Origin of the sequence: Streptomyces anthophorae, assembly GCF_049310305.1 — a bacterium.
Taxonomy (GTDB): domain Bacteria; phylum Actinomycetota; class Actinomycetes; order Streptomycetales; family Streptomycetaceae; genus Streptomyces.
In genome coordinates this window covers 1-21,725 of record NZ_JBLWQQ010000003.1, presented here as the reverse complement: position 1 = coordinate 21,725, position 21,725 = coordinate 1, and the positions used below count along the sequence as shown (strand labels likewise).

The following is a 21,725-nucleotide window of genomic DNA, read 5'->3' as shown; positions in this document are numbered from 1 at the left end:
TTTGGGTGGGTGTGGTGGTGGCTGTGTGTGTTGTTCGGGTTGCGGGGGGTGTGTGGTGCTTGCAGGGTGGGCGTGGTGTAGTGCTCGTCGACCGTGAAGAGGATGGGTTCATGCGTATTTCCCGGAATGCTGGCGTGCTTGTGTCGGGCGCGTTGTGCGGTGTGCTCGCGTTGGGTTTGGCGGGCCCGGCGTTTGCTGTGGTCGCGGAGGGGCCGGCTCGTGGTGGGGTGGGTGTGTCGGTTGCGCCTGTGCCGGGTGCTGAGGCGCTGGCCAAGCAGAATGCGGCGCTGGCGGGGGCGGGTGCGGTCGTGGAGCCGGTGACCGGTCTGGTCGCGGGTGTGCTGAAGGCGCCGGATGGCAAGTTGCCCAAGGAGGAGGCGGCCAAGCATGCGGCCGAGGTGAAGAAGGCGCTGGACTCTCTGGTGGCCGGGGCGAAGGCTTCGACCGGCAAGGCGCGTGCGCAGGCGCCCGGTCCGGAGCTGGTGGCGAAGGCGGCGGCGGATCTGCAGACCAAGGTGGACGCCCTGGTGAAGGCCTCCGCCGCCGGGGACGCGAAGGCGACCGCCGCCGCGCTGCAGGCGACGTTGACCGGGACGGTGAACGTGGTGGTCGCGATCGTGCTGGGTGGCGATCTGCCGGCGCCGGATCTGGAGGGTCTGCCGAAGCTGCCGACGCTGCCGGGTGTGGATCCGGCGCAGACGCTGCCGTCGCTGTAGGCGTCTGAGGCGTCTGAGGCGTCTGAGGCGTTTGAGGCGTCTCGAGGTGATGGGGAGGGGCCGGCCCTGTTCGGGGGCCGGCCTCTTTCTTGGGTGCGTCCGTGCGGATCGGTGTGTTCATCGGTGCGTGAGGGGGTGTTCCGGCGGGGGCTGCCGGCTGGGCGGGCGGGCAGGCGGCGTCCGGTGCCGGCGGGTGTGGCCCGGCTTTCGGTCCCGGGGTCGGTTCGCCGTGTGTTGCTGCTGGGGGTTCCAGGGGTTGGGGGGGGCTTTGTCAGGGTGTCTGTGCGGGCAGTGAGGCGCTTGTGGAGTGTTCGGGTGTGGCTGTTGTGGGTTGCTCAACAGGGGCGGGATAGCGTGGGGTTGCAGTGGCGTCGCGGTGCGGTGGCAGCTGTGTGCGGGTCGTCGGGTAGGGCGGTGGGTGCGTGGGGGCGCATTCGCGGCTCGCTGGCCCGGACCGTTCACTGCCCGAGGGAGCCCACGTCCAGATGACCGCCACCGCGCCGCCCGGCGACCCCGGCCTGCTCTCCCGCCACGAACTCACCGTTCTCGCCGACTACTCCACCCTGCTGCTCCAGGACGACGACGCCCGCCTGGGCGAGCCCGGACACGCCTGGTTCGACGCCCTGGCCGGCAACTGGATCAACACGGCGCCCGGCGTCGTCGCGATCGGGGCCGCCCGCCCCTTCACCGTGCCGGTCACCGTGGATGTGCGCCGCACGCCCCCGGCCGGCGACAGTGAACTGGAGCGGGCCGACCACGTCACCCAGGCCCGTCTCGCGCTGCCCTCCGGGCGCCTGCTGGTCTCCATGCAGGACACCCGCGACGAGATCCCCCGCATCCCCCTGGCCCCCGGGAACTATGCCGTGCGTATCTGCTCCCACGGCCTGAACACCCTCTCCGAGGACGCCTTGGACGGCGAGGACCGCTACCACGTGGTGCTCTGGCCCACCGACGAAGACCAGCCGGCCCAGGTCCTCAAGCGCTACCCCGACCCCCTTCCCGGCGGCTAGCCCGAAACCACCGGGCAGGTCGCAGGAAGCCACCCGTGACAACGAGACCGCGGCCGTCTGCTTGTCACGGGCGGCGATGGTGGTCCTGCCCACGAAGGCGATGCGCAGCCCGGTCGCAAGTGGTGGCGGGCCGTCGCCGCGCCGCACCCGACGGCGGTGGCGGGGCCGGCGGGGGCCGGTATGGCGGCGCACGGTCCCGCTCACCTCGCATGACGGTGGTGCCCGCCCACCTTCACCTTCTCGCGGGGGCCGGCCGGTGCTCTGCACCAGTGCAGACGTTCACACAACGGCGCGGGACCGTGAGGTCAGGGGCGTGGTTCGTCGAGGTACTGGTCGGCCCAGGCGCTGATGATGTGTGCGGCGCGCTGCGCCTGTCCCCGCGCGGTCAGCAGGTGGTCCGCGCCTTCGAGGGAGATGAAGCTGCGGGGGTGGCGGGCTTCCTGGAAGATTTCTGCGGCGTTGTCGATGCCGACGGTGGAGTCGGTGGGGGAGTGCGCGACCAGGAGGGGAAGGTCGAGCTCGCCGATCGTCTCGCGCAGGTGGGCCTTGCGGACGTCCTCGACGAAGGCGCGTTTGAGGACGAGGGTGCGCCCGCCGACGAACCACTGGTGGGAGCCGTCGCTGAGGACGCGGTCCAGCACCGAGTCGTACTGGCGCTCGACGTGGCTGGGGTCGACGGGTGCGGCGATGGTGGCCAGCGCGCGCAGGCCGGGGATCTCGCGGGCGGCGGCGAGGGCGGCGGCGCCGCCCCAGGAGTGCCCGACGAGGAGGTCGACGGGGGTGCCGCGGTCGGCCATGAAGGCGGCGGCGCGGATGGTGTCCTGGACTTTGACGGTGAAGGAGCCATCCCCCCAGTCGCCGTCGGAGTCGCCGATGCCGAGGTTGTCGAAGCGGAGTGTGCCGATGCCCTCTTTGGCCAGCTGCTTGCTGACGCGGGAGGCGGCCGGTGAGTCCTTGCCGAGGGTGAAGCCGTGTGCGAAGAGCCCCCAGCCGCGAACCTCGCCGTCCGGCAGGTCGATCACCCCGGCCAGTTCGGGGCCGACGACGCTGGGGAATCTCACTTTTTCTTTCACTGTGGTGCTCACCTAGGCAGGAACTGATCAGGGGACGGGTGGCCGCGCGTGGCACCGGCCGGTGCCACGCGCGGGCCGGTGAGCAGCATGCCATGTACGGATCACCACTTTCGACAGACCGGATCCGCTCGGAGCCCGGCAGTCTCCGCCGGTGCGCACCGGCCCGAGGGCTTCGCTGGAGGTGGCTCCGCTGGAGGTGGCTCCGCTGTATCTCCTCACGGATGGTGTGACGCGGGGGAGTGAGGGGGACGCCCGTGGGACAGTGAGCAGACCGCGACCCGTCTCGCCGCCCGCACGCGCCCGGACCTGGACCTCCTCCTCGTCGACGCCGGCGACGGCGTCGACGAGCGGCAGGTCTTGCTGTCCGTGCCGGGCCGCGGCCCGGGCGACGTGGCCCCCCGACGCGAACGTCACGTACGGCCAGGACATGACGAACTCGCCCTCCATGCCCGCGACAACTGGAAGATGTTCCACCGGCCCTGGGCCTGCGGCCCTGCTCCTGACACCCCGCCGCCAGCCCCTGCCCCCTGGGGTAGTGCGTGGAGACAGGTCGGTGACGGCTCCGGGCTCCGGGCTCCCCATGGTGTTACCGGGTGATCGGTACGCCCCCGCCGAGCAGGGCGTCGACGATCGACGTCGCGGCTTCCAGGCCGGCCTGCTCTCTGGGGGTGAGTTCCTGGGGGCCGTCGTCGTCGGCTGCGGCCATACCGGCGCCGCCGAGGACGGCGCAGGCCGCCAGCAGGGTGGACACGAACAGGGTGCGGATGCGCATGGGGGTTCTCCTGTCTCTGCTCGCCCCGTGTCTCCGGTCCGGTGACGGGCAGTGGTGCGGGGCGGGCACGTCGCCGGTCAGTGGTTTTGGCACGGTCATTGAACCGGGGCGGGCCGGGGCGGCCGGTGACGACACGGCTGGGGCGCCCTCAGAACCCCACGGCCGGGGGCTGCGCGGCTTGCGGGTGCGGGCCCGTGGGCGGAAGCCGGGAGCTCTCGGCGCCTCCGCGCTCGCCCCGGGCGGAAGCTGGGCAGGGGGTGGTTTGCGGCGTGTGGATCGGCGGCAGGGCGGGCCGGGCTGGCTTGCGCCCTCTCGCGCGCGGCCGGCGGCATGGCGCGGCGGACCGTGGGGCGGCGGGTTCGCGGGGAGGGCGGCGTCGAGTCGGTACGGGGAGGAGTCCGGGCCGGGAGCTGTCCGGACTCCTCGCCCCCCTTGGGCGGGTGTGAGACCCGTAACGAACTCCCGTGATCAGTTTCCTCCGCGGCCGGCTCGCCGCCCAGCGTCCCCTGGGCACATCGACAGCCTTGCTGTACCGGTGGTGGGACCGCCGCACCGCCCGGCCGGACGACGAAGGCGAGGGGCGGGGATGGAGAGGCGGGCCCTGGCGAGGGTTGTCGCGATCGTCGTCTGCGGCGCCCTGGGCCTCACCGCCGGCCACGGGGCAGTCCGGGCGGTACGGCGGTGAGGGCCGCCCTGCGGCGCCCCCGCTTCGGCCGGTGGCAGTGGCACGCCGATACCCCGGGGGGACGAGGGTGATCAATAAGGTGCTCGTCCGGGTCATGTACGCGCTGTTCCTCGGCGGCATGGTCGCCTACGTCGCCCAGGGCCTCTTCCGTGACGGCGGGGTGTCGGCCGCCTTCGGGGCCGTCACCGTGGCCGTCTGCGCGGTCTGGAACCTGCGCCGGGCCACGGTGCCGCGCGGCCGGCGCCCCGGCCGCACCGGGACCCGCCTCGGCCGGTTCCTGCTCACCCGTACCGGCCTGGTGGTCGTCCTCGTCGTGCTGGCGCTGTGCGCGGCGCTCGTCATCGCGATCGGCGACGACGACTGCCCCTCGACGGACTTCGCCGGGAAGTGCCGTATGCCCCGCCACATGAACTGGTAGCCGCACGGGCCTGCAGCCCCCCGGTTCGGCCGTGGTGCCCGGGCGTCTGCCGTGACGGCCGCGGGGCCGGTGTCGGTCGCCGGCTTCAGTGCGGTGACGGTGTCGTTCGCGCGGTCCGGGTTTCGGGGTGTCCCGATGTGCCCGGGCTCCGAGCCGTCGGGGAGGAGGTCCGCCGCCTGAAGCGTCGTTGCCCTCGCAAGCCGTGCCGGTGATCTGGCGGGGGTTGGCGTCCGAATCACTCCGAATCACGGGGGAGCGCCCCAACGGCCCTTCCGCAGCGGCTTCCTGGCGGCTGCCGTCCCGTGGCCCCGCCCGCTCTGGCATGGCTTCGGCACGGCCTGGAGAACCCCCTCCCGGCGCCGGCACGCGCGTGGCAGGATCGGGTGATGTCCATCGAGTATGTGCGGTTCCAGTCGGCCGTGTCCGATGAGCGGGGCCAGTTCAAGGGTGTGTTCGGGCTGGTCAACAACCTTGCCCGCACCGGGCGGCTGACGGCGGAGCAGGATCGGTTCCGAAGCGAGAACAATGCGTGGTACGACGCCGCCTATCCGGACCCGTCGACGGTGGACCCGAGTGTGTACGACCCGGCGGTCCATCCCGGGGCCGCGGCCTGGTTCAAGCCCTCGGCGTCCCATCTCATCGAGCGGGTGGCGGGGTATCTGGAGATCCTGTCAGCGCACGGCGTGGACTGCCGCGCGGTGAAGTCGACCGACCCGGGGCGCGTGATCTACGAGGACGACGTGCAGATCGTGGTCCTGCCTCACACGGGCTGACCTGCGGGAACATTCCGTCGAACCCCGCCACGCACCCCGGGATCCCGCCACTCGACCCCGGCTTCCGGCTTCCGGCTTCCGGTTTCCCGCTGGGCTCTGCCTGGCCGGAGGGTTTCCTTCCCGGCCGCGTCCCGTGCCGCTGATGCCGTCGGCCGGCAGTGCGAGGCGAGGGAGCGGGGGAGTGCCGGACACCCGCGGGCATCCCCGCGGGCCTGCGCCTGGATGCCGGCCCGGCCGCGGCGAGTGCCACGACAGGGCCGCCCGCTGCTGACGGGAGCAGTACCTCTGGGAGCTGCGGCCTACGTCGATGTCGTCGGCGGCGCCTCCCTGGCCGGCCCTCTCGCCGCCGGTGTCTTCCGGGTGTTCCGGGTGAAATCACCAGCCGTCGGCCGGAGGTCGGCGGCACGCGGTGTGCGCCACCACGGGGAGCAGGCCGGACCCCGTTCTCGTGGACAAGCCGCCCCGTCAGGTGCGGGGGTCTGTCGGGCGGTGCTGCGGGTTCTTCGTGCAGCGGACCTCGTCCCACCGGATCGCGGTCGACGGGCGGTGGTGGGGGCGCTGTCGGGTTTTGCGTCACGACTGTCCTGCGGGGCAGGTGCCCGGACGGCGCGTTGCCTTGTCTGTGCCAGGCTGCCGCCCGATTATCACCGTTATGCACGAAAACTACACGTATTTTAGTCGTGGGGGCCTGCCGGCCGGCGTGCGCAGGGTGGTGGTGGGGGCCGTGACGGCCGCCGCGATCGGCTGTGCCGCGGCCCCGGCTTCGGCGCTGGCCGCCGATGCCGGGCCATCGGGCGCCGTCAGCGAAGAGAAGGTCCCGGCCGACGCACTGGACGGCGAGGGCGGGTACGGGACCGCGGACACCCCGGCGCCCGCGGCCGGGTACGGCGACGAGGACCACGGCCACGGGTACGGCTCCGGTTCGGGGGAGGAGTCCTCCGGCTACGGCGAGGAGGAAGCCCCCACTCCTGCCGCGCCCACGCCGTCGTCGGTGGTGGGAGCACCGGCCACGCCCTCCCCGACCCCGAGCGGGTCGACGACACCTCCCACGACCACGCCCTCGACTCCAACCCCGACCCCGACCCCGAGTGCGAGCACGACGGGTCCGCCGGCCGGTCAGTCGACGCCGCCCGCCGCGCCCTCCTCCTCTGCGCCGGCGGTCACGGCACCGCCGACGGCGCCGGCCGCCCCGTCCCCGCGCGGGCCGCAGCTCGCCGAGACGGGCCAGGAGTCCCGGGGCGGCATCCTCGCCGCGCTCGCCGCGCTCCTTGTCGCCACCGGCGTGGGCCTGCGCGTCCTGGCCCGCAAGAAGCGTTCCGGCGGGTGCGCGAAGCCCTGACCGGGAGCGGCCCGGGGGCGTGAGGACGGCTCTTCGTCCGCGCCGCCACCCCATCGCGCCGCCACCGCACCGCACCCCACCCCACCCCCACCCCACCCCCACCCCACCCCCACCCCACCCCACTCCACCGCGCCCCGCCCGGGCGGGGCGGGGGCGGGGTCCGTGTGCAATCGACGTCAGGCGGCAGCTGCTCGTCGGCCGGGCGTCCACCGGCCCGGGCTGGTGGACGCCCGGTTCGGGAAGCCGTCGTGGCCGCCCGCCGGCCCGCCGGTTCCCGGGCCGTAGCGCCGCGGGGTCCTCACCGTTGGTGGCGAGTGCGGCGCAGGTGTGTGTTCTGGCCCGAGTGCCGGCGCAGCGCGTCGCCTTGGTGGGTGGTCTTGCCGGCGTCCAGGCCCAGGAACACGCCGACGTTGACGGTGTCGAACCTCGTGCTCTCAACTCCCTTGTTGCGGAGCTGGTCCGGGAGGGGGTGTCGTACGGGCCGTGGCTGGTGCCGTCGTGGTCCGGCCGTGCTGCGGGGGCGGTCGGCTCCGCAGGCGTCGGGCCTCTTGGAACAGGCGGTTCGTGTGCTGTTCCAGTACGCCTCCCAGGGGCAGTTGCGGGGCGTAGCAGGACTTCGCGGAGGCAGCCACGTGTTGTGCGGTGAGGTCTCACGGTGGGATTCCGGTACGGCGGATTTCGTCGACCGGGCTTGTCCGGACGGCGCGTCTCGGGTTCGCCCGGGCACCGGGCCGTCGTGCTCCTGGGCATCGGGCAGGGTTCCCCCGTGGTGTAGAGGGTGGTGGCCCGCCCCTGGTGGCCATGGCGGCGTACGCAGGTCGTTCATGGCGGCCACTTCGCCGTGCAGCAGGGGGCGCCCGCCGTGTCGTTGGCGCTGCTTGCCAGGGCGTCGCCGGTGCGGGTGGCGGTGATGACGGCACCGAAGGGCCGCCTGGGGTTCTTCCTGGCCTGTTCGATGGCCAGTCGCATGGTGTGCTCGTGACCGGTCCCGGCGTCGGCGCGGGTGCCCCCGTGGAACACGGCCGGTGTCGCTGCTCCTGCCGTCACGGCCACCGACCTGCCGGGGAGCCGGCGCCTGTCCGGGTTCACGCGGACCTTCTGTGCGGCAGGGCCGGCCGGGGCTGGAGTCCGGTCATGCCCGCGTAGAGGCCGCGGTGGAACAGCAGGGGACGGGTGTGCGGCGTGGTCCCGCGATCATGGACCGTGCCCACGGCGATCAGGTGGTCCCCGCCGGGGTGGACCGCCGCGACCGTGCACTCGAGCCATGCGCAGGTCTCGTCGAGTCGGGGCAGGCCCGAGGGGGAGGGGGTCCATGCGACGTCGGCGAATTTGTCGATGCCCGGCGTCGCGAAGGTCGTGCTGATGTCGCTTTGGTGGTCGGCGAGGATGTTGACACAGAATCGGCCGCCGGCCGCGATGCGCGGCCAGGTGGTGGACGTCCGTCCCGGCAGGATGACGATCTGTGGCGGTTCCAGGGACAGCGAGGAGAACGACTGGCAGGTGAAGCCCACCGGCTCGTTGTCATGGATGCCGGTCACCACGGTCACCCCGGAGGCGAAGTGGCCCAGGACTTCCCGGAACGACGGCAGCTGTTGCGTGGTCATGAGTACCTCTCCCGGTCCGTGTGACGATCTTGGTGTCCCGTTTGCGCGCAGGAGTTCAGGCCCGTACCGGGACGGTGCCCGCTGCCCGCAGGTCGGCCAGGGTCGGGAAGCCGTCGATGGCCATCAGGAGATCCAGCTCGGCGAGGAGCGCCCGCAGCTGTGCCACCACACCGTCCGTGCCCCCGGCCGCGAGGGCGTAGGCGTACGGCCGTCCGACCCCGACCGCGGTCGCCCCCAGCGCGAGTGCCTTCGCCGCGTCGGAGCCGGAGCGGACACCGGAGTCGAACAGCACCGGCATCCCGTCGGCGGCCTCGACCACTGCCGGCAGTGCGTCCAGGGCGGGCAGCCCGCCGTTGGCCTGACGGCCGCCGTGGTTGGAGCAGTAGATGCCGTCGATGCCGAAGTCGCGGGCCCGGCGGACGTCGTCCGGATGACAGATGCCTTTGAGCAGGATGGGCAGCGAGGTGAGTGAGCGCAGCCAGGGAAGGTCGTCCCAGTGCAGGGAGTTGGCCCAGATCCCGGTCCACTCCCGCACCGCCGCGCGCAGGTCCTCGGCGGGGGAGACGGCGAGCCGCTTGAGGAACGCCGGGTCCGAGAAGTAGTTCTCCAGGACGAGCCCGCGCAGCTGCGGAAAGTTGCCGGTGTTGAGGTCCCGCGGCCGCCAGCCGGTCGTCCAGGTGTCGACGGTGACCACGATCGCGCGGTACCCGGCCGTCTCCGCGCGTTCGACCAGACTCGCCGCCAGGTCGCGGTCGCGGGGCACGTAGAGCTGGAACATCCCCGGGGTGTCGCCCGCATGGGGTGCGACGTCCTCCATCGGGTCCTGCATGAGCACGGAGCCGATCATCGGGACGCCGGTGCGCGCCGAGGCCCGCGCGACGGCGAGGTCGCCGTGGAAGTCCTGGCTGCACAGGCCGATCACCCCGATCGGCGCCATGAACAGCGGGCTGGGCAGCGGCATCCCGAACAGGTCGATGGACAGGTCCCGTTCGTGGGCCCCGTTGAGCATCCGCGGCACGATCCCGTGGTGGGCGAACGCCGCCACGTTCGCGCGCTGCGTGCCTTCGTCGCCGCACCCGCCGGCAACGTAGGAGTGCACCCACCAGGGGAGCACCTCGGCGGCCTTGCGTTCGAGCGAGGCCGTGTCGAGGGGGAACCGCGGGGCGATTCCGTCGAGGGCATCGAAGTAGATCTCGTACTGGTAGTCGCCGTACTGCGGAGCGGGCATGACGGTCCCTTCGTGCGGGAGAGCGGGGCGGGCGTCGTTCAGAACGTGGGCCCGGCCACGTGGTTGGCGAAGTCGAAGCGGGCGATCTCGTCCAGCTGCTCGCCGAGCTGTGCGGTCAGCGCGGCGAAGGCCCGCCGCCCGGCGTCCGCGGTCGCCTGTGTCGGGTCGCCCAGGTAGCCGTCGGGGCCGAAGTCGTCGGACAGCCAGCCGAAACTCACGCTGCCGCCGAACCGGACGTGGGTGTTCTTGTTCAGGCCGCGGGGCAGGCGTGGGGCGGCGGCTCTCATGTCGACGAGGTCCGGGCGCAGGTGCAGCATCAGCGAGGTCTCGCCCGCTCCGCCGTGGATGCCCTGGCCCTGCTCGATCCCGGCGAAGGGATCGGCCTGCGGCGGCGGGAAGGCGTTCACGGCGAAGGTCGTCAGTGCGTGGGCCCGGCGGAGGTCGCGCAGCATGGTCTGGATCTCGGAGGTGTTGCCGCCGTGCCCGTTGACCAGGACGAGCCGGCGGATCCCGGCCGTGGCGACGCTGCGGCCGAGGTCGGCGAGTACGGCGGCGAACGTGGCGGTGGACAGCGACAGGGTTCCCGCGGACCACTCGTGTTCCACGGACCGGCCGTAGGACAGCGTGGGCAACAGCCACAGATCGAGTGCCGCGCCGCAGCCGTCCACGGCCGCCGCGCTCGCGGCCTCCGCGACGAGCGCGTCGGTGATCAGGGGAAGGTGCGGCCCGTGCTGCTCGACGGCGCCGACCGGCAGCACCGCGACGGTATCGGCGGAGCACCGCTCCTGGACCTGGGCCATGCTCAACTCGGCGAAGCGGTGCGACGGGGACGTCATGAACCCTCCTGCTGGGTCGGATCGGGAAGACAGGCCATCGCCCGGATCTCCACCCGCATCTCCGGGGTGGCCAGGCGCGGGTAGATCAGCAGCGACGCGTAGTCGCGCCGGGCGTACAGGCCGCGGCCGTGCTCGGCGAGCCACCTGTCCCGTACGTCCATGTACGCGGCCCGGTCGGCCGGATCGGCCAGGTACTGGTCGAGTGCGACGATGTCGTCGACGGCGCAGCCGGCGTCGGAGAGGATCGTGCGGATGCGTTCGAGCGCCATGACGGTCTGGGCCCCGACGCCGGACAGGGTGGCTCCCGCGTCGTCGACGACGCCGTCGATGCCGCTGGTGAGAACCCACTGGCCGGCCGCGGCCCCACGTCCCCAGGGCTGCCGGGCCCTCCCGTAGTACAGCGGGCCGAGCCCGCGCTTGGCCGTCATACCGTGCTCCGATCCGTGGTGGGTTCCTCCGCGTCCGGTGGGTGCGGTACGTGGGCCGACACCGACCAGGACCTCCGGGTGCGCCGGATCGTCCAGTAGGACAGCGCCGCGACGGTCCCGCCGATCCAGTAGGTGATGTCTCCGAGGAACGGGTATCGCGCGGCGAGGGGGCCCGCGTACAGGGTCTGGTTCATGAACGGGACCGAGGCCAGGACGCCCAGGACGAAGGCGGGAAGGCCCGGGCCGAACCGCCAGGTCCGGTCGTAGAACCAGGCCGCGCGCACCCCCTCGCCGCGCAGGGACATCAGATGGTCGGTGAGCGTCACGCCGAGCCAGGGGCCCACCCAGTACCCCATGACGAACAGGAAGTTCTGGAAGTGGGCGAACGCGGTGTCGCCGAGGCCGGCCCACCAGGCGAGCGAGCCCCCGGCGAGGCCGGTGACCAGGGCGGACACCCAGCGTCGCAGCGGCAGGTCGGCGATCAGCAGGGCGAGCGATCCGGAGTAGATGTCGATGACACCGGCCGCGACGGTGGAGGCGAGCAGCGGGAGCAGCGCGAGGACGGCGACGGCCGAGGGGGCGATGGCGGTGACGAGGTCGGTGGGGCTCTTCGGGAAGATCACCGATCCGATCGCCGCGCCGAGCAGATGCATCCACAGCCCTGCGGCGGCGGCCCCGAGGAAGGTGGCTCCGGTCACCTTCTTCCGGCTGGTGCCGACGGGGAGATAGCGGGTGTAGTCGGAGGCGCAGATCGCGAAGCCGAAGGTCCGTGAGGAGCTGAGCGCGACGGCCGTGAGCATGGCCCCGACGACGCCGTGCTCGGCGCCCTTGCCGGGGGCGCTCAGATGGCCGGCCGTCAGCCCGTAGACCGTCACCACGACGAACAGCACGCCCATGACCGGCACGAGCGCCCGCTCGATCTTGTGGACGAGGTCGTGGCCGACGACCACGACGGCCATCTGGAACCCGGCGACGAGCGCGACGGCAGCGAGGAAGGGGATGCCGGACAAGTACCGCACGATGTAGGCGCCGAGCGCGGTATTGACGGCGAAGAAACCGAAACCCGTCATGAACAGGAGCGACGCCGGCAGGACGTTGCCGACATACCCGAACGGCCCCCGGGACTGGACCATTTGTGCCGTGCCTGCCCGCGGCCCCATCGACGAGGTGAGCCCGAGCAGCAGGCTCCCGGCGAGGGTGCCGACCGTCAGCGCGAGAGCGGCCTGGCCGAAGCTCAGCCCGAGGAACGCGGTCGGCAGCGCTCCGACGACGATGGCCGAGTACTGGAGATTTCCCGAGAACCAGAGCGTGAACGACGAGGAGACCCTGCCCCGCCGTTCGTCCTCGGCGACATGCTCGATCCCGTTGCGCTCGACGGGTACACCCTGGTGCCGCGCAGCTCTGGAACTACCACCCATGAGGTCCTCCAACGCTGGAGCCGAGTCGCACATTGTTGATGTAACGAACATCTGGATACGAGGGTTGGACGCAACAGCCGGACTGTCAAGGCTTGTTGCACGGGTTGACGGCCGCAGCAATGTAAGTATCACTTACAAGAAGAACGTCGATACGGACCTCGTTCGACGGTCCCGCTACTGGGAGGTGCGGCGTGCGCTACGGCGTCTTCTACTTCGGATCGATCGAGATGGCCGATGTCCAAAAGGGGCAGTGGCTCCCGGCCGGTCAGCGCCGGGCCACTCGAGAGGAGGTGTGGCACGCGACGGAGCGCCTGCTCGAACTCGGCGTCCTCGCCGAGGAGCTCGGCTACGACAGCTACTGGCTCGCCGAACACCACTTCCAGCACGAGGGATACGAAGTCATCCCGAACTCCCTGCTGCTCCAGGCGAATCTGGCCGCTCGCACCCACCGCATCCGGATGGGCGCAATGTTCAACATCGTTCCCCAATGGCACCCGCTGCGCCTGGCCGAGGACTTCAGCACCCTGCTGAATCTCTCCGGCGGCCGGGCCGCCCTCGGCGTCGGCCGCGGAACGGTCCCCCGCGAACTGCGCAGCCTCGCGGCACACCAGGCGGACATCCAGCTGGCGGAGGGGGAGGCCCGGGCAGCGGCCGACGAACACAACCGCGAGGTGTTCGCCGAGTACATGGAGATCATCCGCACCGCGCTGGCGAACGACACCTTCTCCTACAAGGGGAAGTACCTCGAATTCCCGCCCCCGGGCACCACCGGACCGGACGGCCCGGTCGAGACGCTGTCCCTGCTGCCCGGCCCGCTGCACCCGGTGGAGATCTGGCAGGCCGTCACCAGCCCGCCGACACTTACCTACGCCGCCGAGGCCGGACACGGCTGCGTCTGGTGGAACCAGCACCACTCGTTCATCGAGGCGCAGTGGAAGCGCTACGGCGAGCTCTACGCCGAGCACCACGGCGCCGAGCTGCGCCCCGGCCAGAACCGCATCCTGGTGCTCCCGTTCCACATCGGCGACACCCACGAACAGGCGTGGACGACGGGGCGCCGCGGGCACGACGAATTCTGGAACCTGCTCGCCCCGTTCGGCTGGAGCCGCGGCTACAGGGGACCCGACGGCAAGCCGGCACCCCCCGGACTCGTCCCCACCCTCGAGGAGTCGACAGCACAGAAGACCTGGGCCGTCGGCACCGCGCAGGAGGTCGCCGAACTCGTCGCCCACCACCGCGACGCCCTCGGCCTGGAACACCTGGTGCTGTTCCCGCACTTCCCCGGGCACACCTACGACATGGCCGCCGAGCAGATGCGCCGTTTCACCGAGGAGGTCGTGCCGCTGCTCGGGTGACCGGGCGGTAGGTACTCTTCTCCCGTGGCACGGAAACCGGTCGCAGACAGCCCCCGCCCCGAAGACGACCACCTCATGCAACTCGTGGGGTTGCGGATCAGGAACCTGCGTCGGGCTCGGAAACTGACGTTGCAGCAGGTCGGACAGAGCGCCGACCTGTCGCACGCCTTCCTCAGCCAGCTGGAGCGCGGCCTCACGACGGCCAGCATCACCACGCTCAACCGGATCGCACGAGCGCTGGACACCACGATCTCCGCCCTCCTCGCGCAGCCGGCCGAGCAGGAAGTGGACGTGCTCCGCGAGACCGACGGAATCCGGGTGCCCCGCACCGACACCCCGGGCGGGGCCGTCGTCCGCTCGCTGACCCGGCTGGACTGGCCGGTCCAGCCGCTCGAGTACACGGGCGGCCCGACCGAGTTCGAGGACTACTTCCAGCACCCCGGACATGAGCTGATCTACGTCGTGACCGGGCAGATCGAGCTCGACTTCGAAGGCGGCCGAAAGGAACGGCTCGGGCCGACGGAGGTCATCAGCTACCCCGGTTCACTCCCGCACCGCTGGCGGGTGCTCGACGACAGCGAGGTACGACTGCTGCTCATCGTCTCGCGGCAGTGAGCGCCTCCCGCCCGGGCCACAGCCATCGTGCGTCAGCCGATGAGGTCGAGGGCCGCGGCGACGATGCTGCCGGCATCGATGCCGTGGTGACGGTGGACGTCCTCCAGCGACCCCGACTGGCCGAAGCGGGTCACGCCGAGGGTGGTGACGGGGGTGTTCCGGATCGTGCCGAGGAAGGCGAGGGTGTGCGGGTGGCCGTCCACGACGGTGACCATGGGAGTGGCACGCCCGACGGGGAAGACCTGGTCCAGGATCCACTGCGGGGCGCCCTCCCCGTCCTGGCCGCGGCGCGCCAGACAGGCACGGAAGAGCAGGTCGGGGCTGGTGACGCAGACGACGTCGGCGCCGTGTCCGAGCGACGCGAGCCGGTCCGCGGCGGCGAGCGCGTCCGGGACCATGGCACCCATCGCGGCGAGCGTGACGACCGGAGCAGCGTGCTGCCGCAGACGGTATGCGCCGGCGGTCACCTGACGTCGCCGGCGCTCGCGCGCCACCGGGTCCTCCGGCACGGCGGCGAGGGACTGGTCCACCGGACGGGTGGAGAGCCGTACGTATGCCGAACTCCCCTCCGGCTTGCCGAGATTGCCGAGCGCGGCGAGCAGGCACCACTCGGTGTCGAGGGCGAAGGCAGGCTCGTAGCCCACACACCCCGGCTGCTCGACGGCGAGGGAAGGGGTGGTGATCGACTGATGTGCGCCGCCTTCCGGGGCGAGCGTGACGCCGGACGGGGTGCCGACCAAAATGGACTGCCCACCGGCGTAGATACCGAAGGACCACGGCTCAAGGGCCCGGTTGACGAACGGGTCGTAGATCACGCCGATGGGCAGCAGGGGCTGCCCCCAGCGGTCCCAGGTGGCGCCGAGTTCGCCCAGCAGGCCGACGAGGTTGGTCTCCGCGATGCCCAGTTCCACATGGCGGCCGGTGGGCTTCTCGCGCCAGTGGAGGATGGTTTCGGTGTCGTCGGCGAACCAGTCGGCGTGCTCCTGCGGGGACCAGACGCCGACCTTGTTCAGCCAGCCGCCCAGGTTGGTGGTCGAGCTCACGTCCGGGCTGACCGTCACGATCCGTTCCGCGGCCCGGGGTGCCCGGCGGCTCAGGTCCAGCAGGGTGCGGCCGAGGGCCTGTTGGGTCGTACCGGTGCCGGCGGGGGCCGGGCGCCCGAGGTCGGACGGGACCTCCGGAGGAGTCCGGAGCGCGCGGGCAGGACGCCGCAACCGCTGCGCGGCCGCCGCGCACAGCGCCGCTTCCCGCGAGCCCTCATCGAAGCGGGACCAGGGGGCTTGCAGGTCCCTTCCCAGACGCCGCGCCAGCGTGCCCATCTGGTCGGCGGTCAGCAGCGACGAGTGGTTCTGCGGGTGCCCCTCGGTGGGCAGCCCGTGCCCCTTGACGGTGTACGCGAACAGGACGGTGGGGCGCGTGTCGTCGATGGCGCCGAACGCGTCGAGCAGCGAGCCGAGGTCGTGCCCGCCCAGGTTGCGCAGCGCGGACAGGAGCGAGGCATCGTCCACCGAGGCGATCAGCTCGGCGACGGGGCCGGCCGTGGACCCGGAGCCGGGCAGCCGCTCCCGCAGCTCGGACGCGGTGCAGCGCAGCAAGCGCTGGTACTCGGGATTGTCCATCGCGTCGATGCGGGTGCGCAGCTCCGGCCCGCCGGGACGGGCGAACAACTCCCGCAGCAGACTCCCGTACTTGAGGGTCAGCACCTGCCAGCCCGCCGCCGCGAACATGCCCTGCAGCTTGTCCGCGGCGATGCCGGGGATGACCCGGTCCAGGGACTGGCGGTTGAGGTCGACGACCCAGACGACTTCGCCCAGACTCTGCGTCATCGGGTCCCGCAGCGCTTCCCAGACGGCTCCCTCGTCCAGCTCGGCGTCGCCGATGAGCGAGTACTGCCGGCCGGTGCCCGCGCCACCGAAGTGGCCCTCCACGTAGCGGCGGGCGATGGCGCCCCACACCGGCGCCGTGGCACCGAGGCCGACGGACCCGGTGGAGTAGTCGACCGGATCGGGGTCCTTCGTACGGCTGGGGTAGCTCTGCAGGCCGCCGAGGGAACGCAGGGTGGTGAGCCGGTCCTCGTCCAGCTCGCCCAGCAGGTAATTGATCGCGTGGAGCACGGGGGAGGCGTGGGGTTTGACCGACACCCGGTCCCCGGCGCCCAGTTGCTGGAACCACAGCGCCGTCATGATCGAGGTCATCGAGGCGCTGGACGCCTGATGCCCACCGACCTTCAACCCTGAAGGGTTGGGCCGCACCCGGTTCGCATGGTCGATGATCGCGGTGGACAGCCACAGCACCCGTCGCTCGATGGCCTCCAGCACCGTGAGTACGTCCCCGCGAACGCCCGCGGCTCCTGCCGCGTCGACCGGCGTGCTCGACGAGACCACAACGCACCACCTCCACTGAAAACCCGGACACCCACAACCCTGGGCTTGGCCTTGTGATCCAGCAGTAGAACCGTGGCCCTGCAAACGCACAAGATGTCACTCTTGAGCTGAGCATTCTGCTCAATTCAACACGGCGTGGAGGGAACGTACTTGAGCACCATGAACACCCGGCAGAGCCTCGACGGCACCGACGCGCAGATCCTGCTCGCCCTCGCGGCCGACCCCCGCGCGACCATCGTCGCGCTGGCCGAACGCCTGAGACTGTCGCGCAACACCGTCCAGGCGCGGCTGGCGAAAATGGAGCGGAGCAACGCGCTCGGCGCCTACGAACGCCGGATCACCCCCGGCGCGCTGGGCTACCCCCTGACCGCTTTCGTCACCGCCGAGGTCGACCAGCACCGGCTCGCGGAAGTCTCTGCGGCGCTGGCCGGCGTCGCCGAGGTGGTGGAGGTCTTCGGCCTCAGCGGCGAAACCGATCTGCTGGTGAGGGTGGTGGCGGCCGACGCCGAAGACCTGTACCGAGTGGCCGGCAAGATCCTCGACATCCCGGGCATCGACCGAACCTCAACGGCTCTGGCCATGCGTGAACTCGTGCCGTACCGCCTCACACCGCTGCTCCGCCGAGCCGAGGCACATGGCAGTGACCGCGCACGGCACGGCAGGCACGGGAGCTGAACGGGGGCGAATCATGCTGTGGCCGAACGGGACCAGGCCGAAACACCCTTCCGCCCCCCGGTGGGCCGCCGGGAGACGGCGTGACGGCAGATCTCGGGACCGTGCCTCCCTGCCCGAGGAGGGGGCGGGTGCCGGACGGAGAAGTGTGTGACCATGCGTCAATGCAAGTCACTCACTAATCTATTGACTGTCATTGATTATCCTGCGGTCATGAATTCTGGCACAATGGGTGCATGTCCGATGCAAGTGACGAACGCGAACTGGTCGCAGCGATGGCCGAGTTGCAGTCCGCCGAGAAGCGGGTCGCCGAGGCATTGCGCGTATTCCTGGCACGAGACCCGGTGACGGGGCGCCCGATGCACGGACGGATCGGACGTGCCGCACAACTGACGGGCTGGGGGGAGCAACGAGTCAAGGAGACGGTGACCCCCGCACTGGCGGAGCGGCGCCGGGCCAAGCGGAAGGCGGGCGACGCGTGAACAGCCCCGACGGTCTCGGCGAGATCGACTCACTGCTCGCCTCCGTCACCCCCGAAGCCGAACTGCCCACCCCGGTACTGCGGCGGGAACTGCGCGAGCAGGCCCGGCTGTCGAAGGCACAGGTCGCCCGGGCACTGGGAGTGAGCCCATCGACGGTGGCCGCCTGGGAGGCGGGCCGGGACCCCGCCGGAGACCCGCGCACGCGGTACGCCTACCTGCTGGACGGACTGCAGGACAAGCTCGCCGAAACCCAGCAGGGCACCACCGGGGCAACCGCCCCAGCAGCACAACCGCCGACACCGAACGCCGACGCTCAGGCCCCCTCGCCCGACCCGGGGGGCCAGGCGGCCGACGACCCTGACGACGTCGAGAGCCTTGCCGTGCCCGAGCCGTGCGTCCTGTGCGGCACGCCGGCAACCCTGCGGGTGGCCGGCTTCCCCCAGCACCTGGACCCGGCCCAGTGCCACACCACGGCGCCCGAACAGGCTGCCTCCGCCGCAGCGCAGCCCATGCCCACGCCGCCCCCGGCCCACCCCGCCGGCACACCCGCACACCCACCGCACCACGGCCGCCGCAGCGCCAAACCACCGGCCCGACGCGCCTTCCAGCCCGCCGACGAGCCGACCGCCCTCATCACCTCCACCGTCCAGGCCGCCCTGGCCGCCCACGCGGGCGACGTCGAAGCCGCCACCGCAGCCCTGCTCAAAAAGGCGATCCCGGACGCGATGGCCCTGCTGGACGAAACCCGCAAGGGCGGCCGCTACGACGTCATCGCCCACCCCTGGCTGCCCGACATCCTCAAGAAGAAGTCCAAGCACGACGCCGACCAGATCTGGGAGGCCCGCCCCAAATGGACGCGCCCCCACCTGCCGCCCGGCACCCACGAGATCACCGCCCTCGACATCAACGGCGCCTACCTGTCCGCCCTCAAAACCCACCTGCCGCTCGGCCAACTCGAACACTCCACCGACGGCCGTCACGACCGCCGCAGGGCCGGCGTCCACCTCATCACCCCGCCCCACTGGGACCACAACGACGTACTGCCCAACCCGCTCGGCCAACGCGACGAACCCGGCCCCCTATGGGTCACCGAACCCACCCTGCGCCTCCTGCTGCGCCTGTCCGGCCCCAAATACAGGCTGTGCGACCCTCCAGTGATCCACGAGTCCTACACCTCGGGGGCCACCGAGGGCCTGCTGGAGAAGTTCCGCATCGCCCTCAAGGACGCCCGCGACACCGCCATCGCCCAGCAGGACGAGGTGACACTGGAATACGTGAAGGCCATGTACTCCAAGTTCGTCTCCACCATGGGAACCTCGACCTACAACCGGGAACTGAACCGCCCCGACTGGATGCACCTCATCCGCTCCCAGGCCTTCGCCAACCTCTGGATGAAAGCCCTCAAGGCCCACGAAGAAGGCCTCACCGTCGTGCGTGCGATGGGCACCGACGAACTCCACGTCATCGGCGACTGGCGGCGTGTCTTTGACGAGGGCCGCGGCGTCACCGAGGTCAAAATCAAGGACACCTACACAGCAGGCACACCACACAACGACGCACCACAGGCGGGGGAGCAGGAGTAAATACCCGACCGCTATGCCTGCTGGCTGCCAGTTCACCTCAATGCCTGCCCTCTCCACCAGGACCAGCATCGTGGCGACGAAGCCCTCGGACAGGGCAGCCATGACTGCGTGACTCGTTCTCCGGTGCCACGCAAGCAGGGCGTCGACGAACTCTTTGAACGCGAGGGTCGATCTGGCACTCGTCGGCTTGCATGGGGCCGATGCCGGACGGCAACCCCAGCTCGGCCTCGTAGACGCTCACCTGCCTCATGAACAGCCGGGAGACCCCGTTGGACGGGTTCCACAGGGCCCCGTCGCCCATGTCGTAGTACTGGCTTAATGCAGCCCCCTGCTAGTTGTTGCGGGCCAGGAGGTTGTTGACGGTGGTGGCGTGGGTCCACAACTGGCGGGCGGGTGCTCCACGCCAGCTGCGCTGTGGCCCGACCAGACGCTGATATCCGCCATCTCGCGGTTCCCCCGGCGCTGATGGCCGGCCATGTCGCCGCCCGCCGGGGGTGCCAGATGGCTCCCCCTGCAGTCAGTGCTCGTGCAGCACAGAGGTCGTATCGATGTCCACGGGACTGCCGTGGACATCGACAGGACGGAGCTCTGGGAGCGGGAGACCGCTTTCATCCACGAGAACTGAGTGAGTTTCAGCTGGTGCGAAGGCGTGCCGTTCACCCCACTGACGCGCGGCCACGATGACGGCGAAGAGGTCCCGGCCCGCATCTGTGAGGACGTAGTTCTGTCGCCGCCCGGTCGGGGCGGTCTGCCGCTCGAGGATTCCTCGTTCGATCAGGCGTCGCAGGCGGTCGGTGAGGATGTTGCGCGCGATTCCGGTCCGGTGCTGGAAGTCGGTGAACGCTCGAGCGCCGTCCATCGCGTCGCGAATGATCAGCAGGCTCCACCGGTCTCCGACCAGGTCGAGCGTGCGTGCGACGGGGCAGGCGGGGTCGGTCCAGGACATCCCCTCGGCACCGGGCGCCGTGCGAGCCATGACTCCTCCTGGAGAGTTGCGGATCGAAACCATTCTGCCGTACCTTCGTTTTGGTTGCAATCTGCTACTCATTAGAGGTGTGTCAGTGAGTCTCACGTCTGGTCGAAGGATGCTGTTCGCCGTGATCTGCGCGGTCGCGGTCGCAACGATCTATGTGGCGCAGCCCGTACTGACCCAGATCGGCGGTGACCTGGGCCTGCCGGAAGCCGACTTGGGATGGATCGTCACCACGGGGCAGCTCGGCTACCTGATCGGCCTGGCCCTCCTTGTCCCGCTGGGGGACATGTTCGACCGGCGCAAACTCATTGCCGGGCACCTTCTCCTCGCCGCGGTCGGCACGGCTCTGGCCGCAGCCGCTGCCCAACCATGGCTCCTGCTTGCCGGTCTGGCCCTCGCCGGCCTGTTCGCGGTCGTCGTCCAGACCACGGTCGCCTTCGCCGCCGACCTGTCCACCACAGCCGAACGCGGCCGCACGCTCGGAGCCGTGACCTCCGGCGTCATCATCGGCATCCTCGGAGCGCGCGTTCTCGCCGGCTGTCTCGCTGCCCTCTGGGGCTGGCGCAGCATCTACGCGGTGTTCACCGTGCTCCTCCTCGCGCTCACCGGCTTCGTGCTGAGGCTCCTGCCATCCGACCCGCGCGACGGCCGGGCCACGTATGGCGCGGTGCTGATCTCGCTGGGGCGCCTGTTCCGTGAGCGCCTGTTCGTCTCGCGCGGACTGATTGCGTTCTTCCTGTTCGCTTCCTTCGGCACGCTGTGGAGCGGCCTGGCTCTGCCGCTCGCAGCCGAGCCATGGCATCTGAGCACGGCCCAGATCGGTCTCTTCGGGATCGCCGGGCTCGCCGGGGCGCTGGGCGCCTCCCGAGCCGGACGGGGGGCCGACGCCGGCCGCGCCAACATCATCACCGGCGGTGCACTCGCGCTCCTGACCGCGTCATGGCTGGCGACCGGACAAGCGTCCTGGTCGCTCTGGCCGGTGATCGTCGGCGTGATCGCGCTCGACTTCGCGGTGCAGGCGGTGCATGTCAGCAATCAACACCTGCTCACGGCCGCGTACTCACACCAGACGAGCAGCGTCATCGGTGGCTACATGCTCTTCTACTCCCTCGGCTCCGCCGCCGGAGCAACCAGCACCACCGCGGTGTACTCGTCCGCGGGGTGGCCCGGATCCAGCCTTCTCGGCGCCGCCTTCGCCCTCTGCGCACTCCTTGTCTGGGCTCTCAACCGACACGCAGCCGCCGACACGCGACGAGACGTACTCGTGTGACTGCCTCCTCCTGTCCCGCGCAGCCCCGCCCCGTAGGGAAGGCGACTCAGTACATGGCCCATGCGAACGCACCGTTGTCCGCAGAGGGCGA

The 21,725-nt window shown here is 71.0% G+C and carries 21 protein-coding genes and 1 pseudogene; 11 read left to right on the top strand and 11 right to left on the bottom strand.

What is annotated here, in order from left to right; genetic code table 11:
- Both ACNYS0_RS44185 and ACNYS0_RS44180 read left to right on the top strand, forming a co-directional pair.
- Positions 1 to 716: hypothetical protein (locus ACNYS0_RS44185; RefSeq protein ID WP_422482966.1), on the top strand; the 716-nt coding region annotated here is incomplete at its 5' end.
- Between the two features lie 485 nt (positions 717 to 1,201).
- Positions 1,202 to 1,726, top strand: coding sequence for a hypothetical protein (locus tag ACNYS0_RS44180; protein WP_422470504.1), 525 nt, complete (start codon positions 1,202 to 1,204; stop codon positions 1,724 to 1,726).
- A 305-nt stretch (positions 1,727 to 2,031) separates the two neighbouring features.
- On the opposite strand, the gene ACNYS0_RS44175 is transcribed toward ACNYS0_RS44180, so the two are convergent.
- Positions 2,032 to 2,787, bottom strand: a complete 756-nt coding sequence (locus tag ACNYS0_RS44175; protein ID WP_422470503.1) for an alpha/beta hydrolase family protein — start codon at positions 2,785 to 2,787, stop codon at positions 2,032 to 2,034.
- Positions 2,788 to 3,385: 598 nt separating this feature from the next.
- Positions 3,386 to 3,571 carry a hypothetical protein gene (locus ACNYS0_RS44170; protein WP_422470502.1) on the bottom strand — a complete coding sequence of 62 codons (186 nt, stop codon included), beginning with the start codon at positions 3,569 to 3,571 and terminating at the stop codon, positions 3,386 to 3,388.
- Positions 3,572 to 4,323: 752 nt separating this feature from the next.
- Here ACNYS0_RS44170 and ACNYS0_RS44165 point away from each other — a divergent pair.
- The 3 genes from ACNYS0_RS44165 to ACNYS0_RS44155 all read left to right on the top strand — a co-directional run bounded on the left by ACNYS0_RS44165 (position 4,324) and on the right by ACNYS0_RS44155 (position 6,786).
- Positions 4,324 to 4,674 carry a hypothetical protein gene (locus ACNYS0_RS44165; protein WP_422470501.1) on the top strand — a complete coding sequence of 117 codons (351 nt, stop codon included), beginning with the start codon at positions 4,324 to 4,326 and terminating at the stop codon, positions 4,672 to 4,674.
- Positions 4,675 to 5,060: 386 nt separating this feature from the next.
- A complete protein-coding gene (locus ACNYS0_RS44160; protein WP_422482380.1) occupies positions 5,061 to 5,447 on the top strand; it encodes a hypothetical protein in 387 nt (128 codons plus the stop codon).
- Positions 5,448 to 6,099: 652 nt separating this feature from the next.
- Positions 6,100 to 6,786, top strand: a complete 687-nt coding sequence (locus ACNYS0_RS44155) for a hypothetical protein (RefSeq protein WP_422482965.1) — start codon at positions 6,100 to 6,102, stop codon at positions 6,784 to 6,786.
- Positions 6,787 to 7,608: 822 nt separating this feature from the next.
- On the opposite strand, the gene ACNYS0_RS44150 is transcribed toward ACNYS0_RS44155, so the two are convergent.
- Genes ACNYS0_RS44150 through ACNYS0_RS44125 form a run of 6 tightly spaced genes read right to left on the bottom strand, consistent with a single transcriptional unit; the run spans position 7,609 to position 12,300 of the window.
- Complete coding sequence (locus tag ACNYS0_RS44150) at positions 7,609 to 7,875, bottom strand: hypothetical protein (RefSeq protein ID WP_422482964.1); 267 nt, start codon at positions 7,873 to 7,875, stop codon at positions 7,609 to 7,611.
- Positions 7,872 to 8,390 (bottom strand): flavin reductase family protein, encoded by a 519-nt coding sequence (locus ACNYS0_RS44145; protein WP_422482963.1) that lies wholly within the window; start codon positions 8,388 to 8,390, stop codon positions 7,872 to 7,874. The genes ACNYS0_RS44150 and ACNYS0_RS44145 overlap by 4 nt, the downstream gene beginning before the upstream one ends.
- A gap of 55 nt (positions 8,391 to 8,445) precedes the next feature.
- Complete coding sequence (locus ACNYS0_RS44140) at positions 8,446 to 9,618, bottom strand: alpha-hydroxy-acid oxidizing protein (protein WP_422482962.1); 1,173 nt, start codon at positions 9,616 to 9,618, stop codon at positions 8,446 to 8,448.
- A 38-nt stretch (positions 9,619 to 9,656) separates the two neighbouring features.
- A complete protein-coding gene (locus ACNYS0_RS44135) occupies positions 9,657 to 10,454 on the bottom strand; it encodes a creatininase family protein (RefSeq protein ID WP_422482961.1) in 798 nt (265 codons plus the stop codon).
- Positions 10,451 to 10,882: a RidA family protein gene (locus ACNYS0_RS44130; protein WP_422482960.1), complete on the bottom strand. Its 432-nt coding sequence runs from the start codon at positions 10,880 to 10,882 to the stop codon at positions 10,451 to 10,453. The genes ACNYS0_RS44135 and ACNYS0_RS44130 overlap by 4 nt, the downstream gene beginning before the upstream one ends.
- Positions 10,879 to 12,300: a purine-cytosine permease family protein gene (locus tag ACNYS0_RS44125; RefSeq protein ID WP_422482959.1), complete on the bottom strand. Its 1,422-nt coding sequence runs from the start codon at positions 12,298 to 12,300 to the stop codon at positions 10,879 to 10,881. Before ACNYS0_RS44125 ends, ACNYS0_RS44130 begins: the two co-directional genes overlap by 4 nt.
- Before the next feature lie 191 nt (positions 12,301 to 12,491).
- On the opposite strand from ACNYS0_RS44125, the gene ACNYS0_RS44120 reads away from it, so the two are divergent.
- Together ACNYS0_RS44120 and ACNYS0_RS44115 are read left to right on the top strand one after the other, a co-directional pair.
- Complete coding sequence (locus tag ACNYS0_RS44120) at positions 12,492 to 13,655, top strand: LLM class flavin-dependent oxidoreductase (RefSeq protein ID WP_422482958.1); 1,164 nt, start codon at positions 12,492 to 12,494, stop codon at positions 13,653 to 13,655.
- Between the two features lie 24 nt (positions 13,656 to 13,679).
- Positions 13,680 to 14,270 (top strand): helix-turn-helix domain-containing protein, encoded by a 591-nt coding sequence (locus tag ACNYS0_RS44115; RefSeq protein ID WP_422482957.1) that lies wholly within the window; start codon positions 13,680 to 13,682, stop codon positions 14,268 to 14,270.
- 32 nt (positions 14,271 to 14,302) lie between these two features.
- Here ACNYS0_RS44115 and ACNYS0_RS44110 read toward each other — a convergent pair whose 3' ends face one another.
- Positions 14,303 to 16,654 carry a transketolase-like TK C-terminal-containing protein gene (locus tag ACNYS0_RS44110; protein WP_422482956.1) on the bottom strand — a complete coding sequence of 784 codons (2,352 nt, stop codon included), beginning with the start codon at positions 16,652 to 16,654 and terminating at the stop codon, positions 14,303 to 14,305.
- Positions 16,655 to 16,813: 159 nt separating this feature from the next.
- Here ACNYS0_RS44110 and ACNYS0_RS44105 point away from each other — a divergent pair, with 159 nt between their 5' ends.
- The 3 genes from ACNYS0_RS44105 (at position 16,814) to ACNYS0_RS44095 (ending at position 19,391) form a co-directional block, all read left to right on the top strand.
- The gene (locus ACNYS0_RS44105; RefSeq protein ID WP_422482967.1) at positions 16,814 to 17,329 is read left to right on the top strand and encodes an Lrp/AsnC family transcriptional regulator; all 516 of its coding nucleotides are present in this window, start codon (positions 16,814 to 16,816) and stop codon (positions 17,327 to 17,329) included.
- A 233-nt stretch (positions 17,330 to 17,562) separates the two neighbouring features.
- Positions 17,563 to 17,808: a hypothetical protein gene (locus ACNYS0_RS44100; protein WP_422482955.1), complete on the top strand. Its 246-nt coding sequence runs from the start codon at positions 17,563 to 17,565 to the stop codon at positions 17,806 to 17,808.
- Positions 17,805 to 19,391 carry a helix-turn-helix domain-containing protein gene (locus ACNYS0_RS44095; protein ID WP_422482954.1) on the top strand — a complete coding sequence of 529 codons (1,587 nt, stop codon included), beginning with the start codon at positions 17,805 to 17,807 and terminating at the stop codon, positions 19,389 to 19,391. The genes ACNYS0_RS44100 and ACNYS0_RS44095 overlap by 4 nt, the downstream gene beginning before the upstream one ends.
- 27 nt (positions 19,392 to 19,418) lie before the next feature.
- Here ACNYS0_RS44095 and ACNYS0_RS44090 read toward each other — a convergent pair.
- A pseudogene (locus tag ACNYS0_RS44090) lies at positions 19,419 to 19,710 on the bottom strand (DUF6086 family protein); the annotation flags it as partial.
- Positions 19,711 to 19,908: 198 nt separating this feature from the next.
- Positions 19,909 to 20,367, bottom strand: a complete 459-nt coding sequence (locus ACNYS0_RS44085) for a winged helix-turn-helix transcriptional regulator (RefSeq protein ID WP_422482953.1) — start codon at positions 20,365 to 20,367, stop codon at positions 19,909 to 19,911.
- A gap of 109 nt (positions 20,368 to 20,476) precedes the next feature.
- Between ACNYS0_RS44085 and ACNYS0_RS44080 the strand changes: the two genes are divergently transcribed.
- Positions 20,477 to 21,634: an MFS transporter gene (locus tag ACNYS0_RS44080; protein WP_422482952.1), complete on the top strand. Its 1,158-nt coding sequence runs from the start codon at positions 20,477 to 20,479 to the stop codon at positions 21,632 to 21,634.
- Positions 21,635 to 21,725 lie beyond the last annotated feature (91 nt).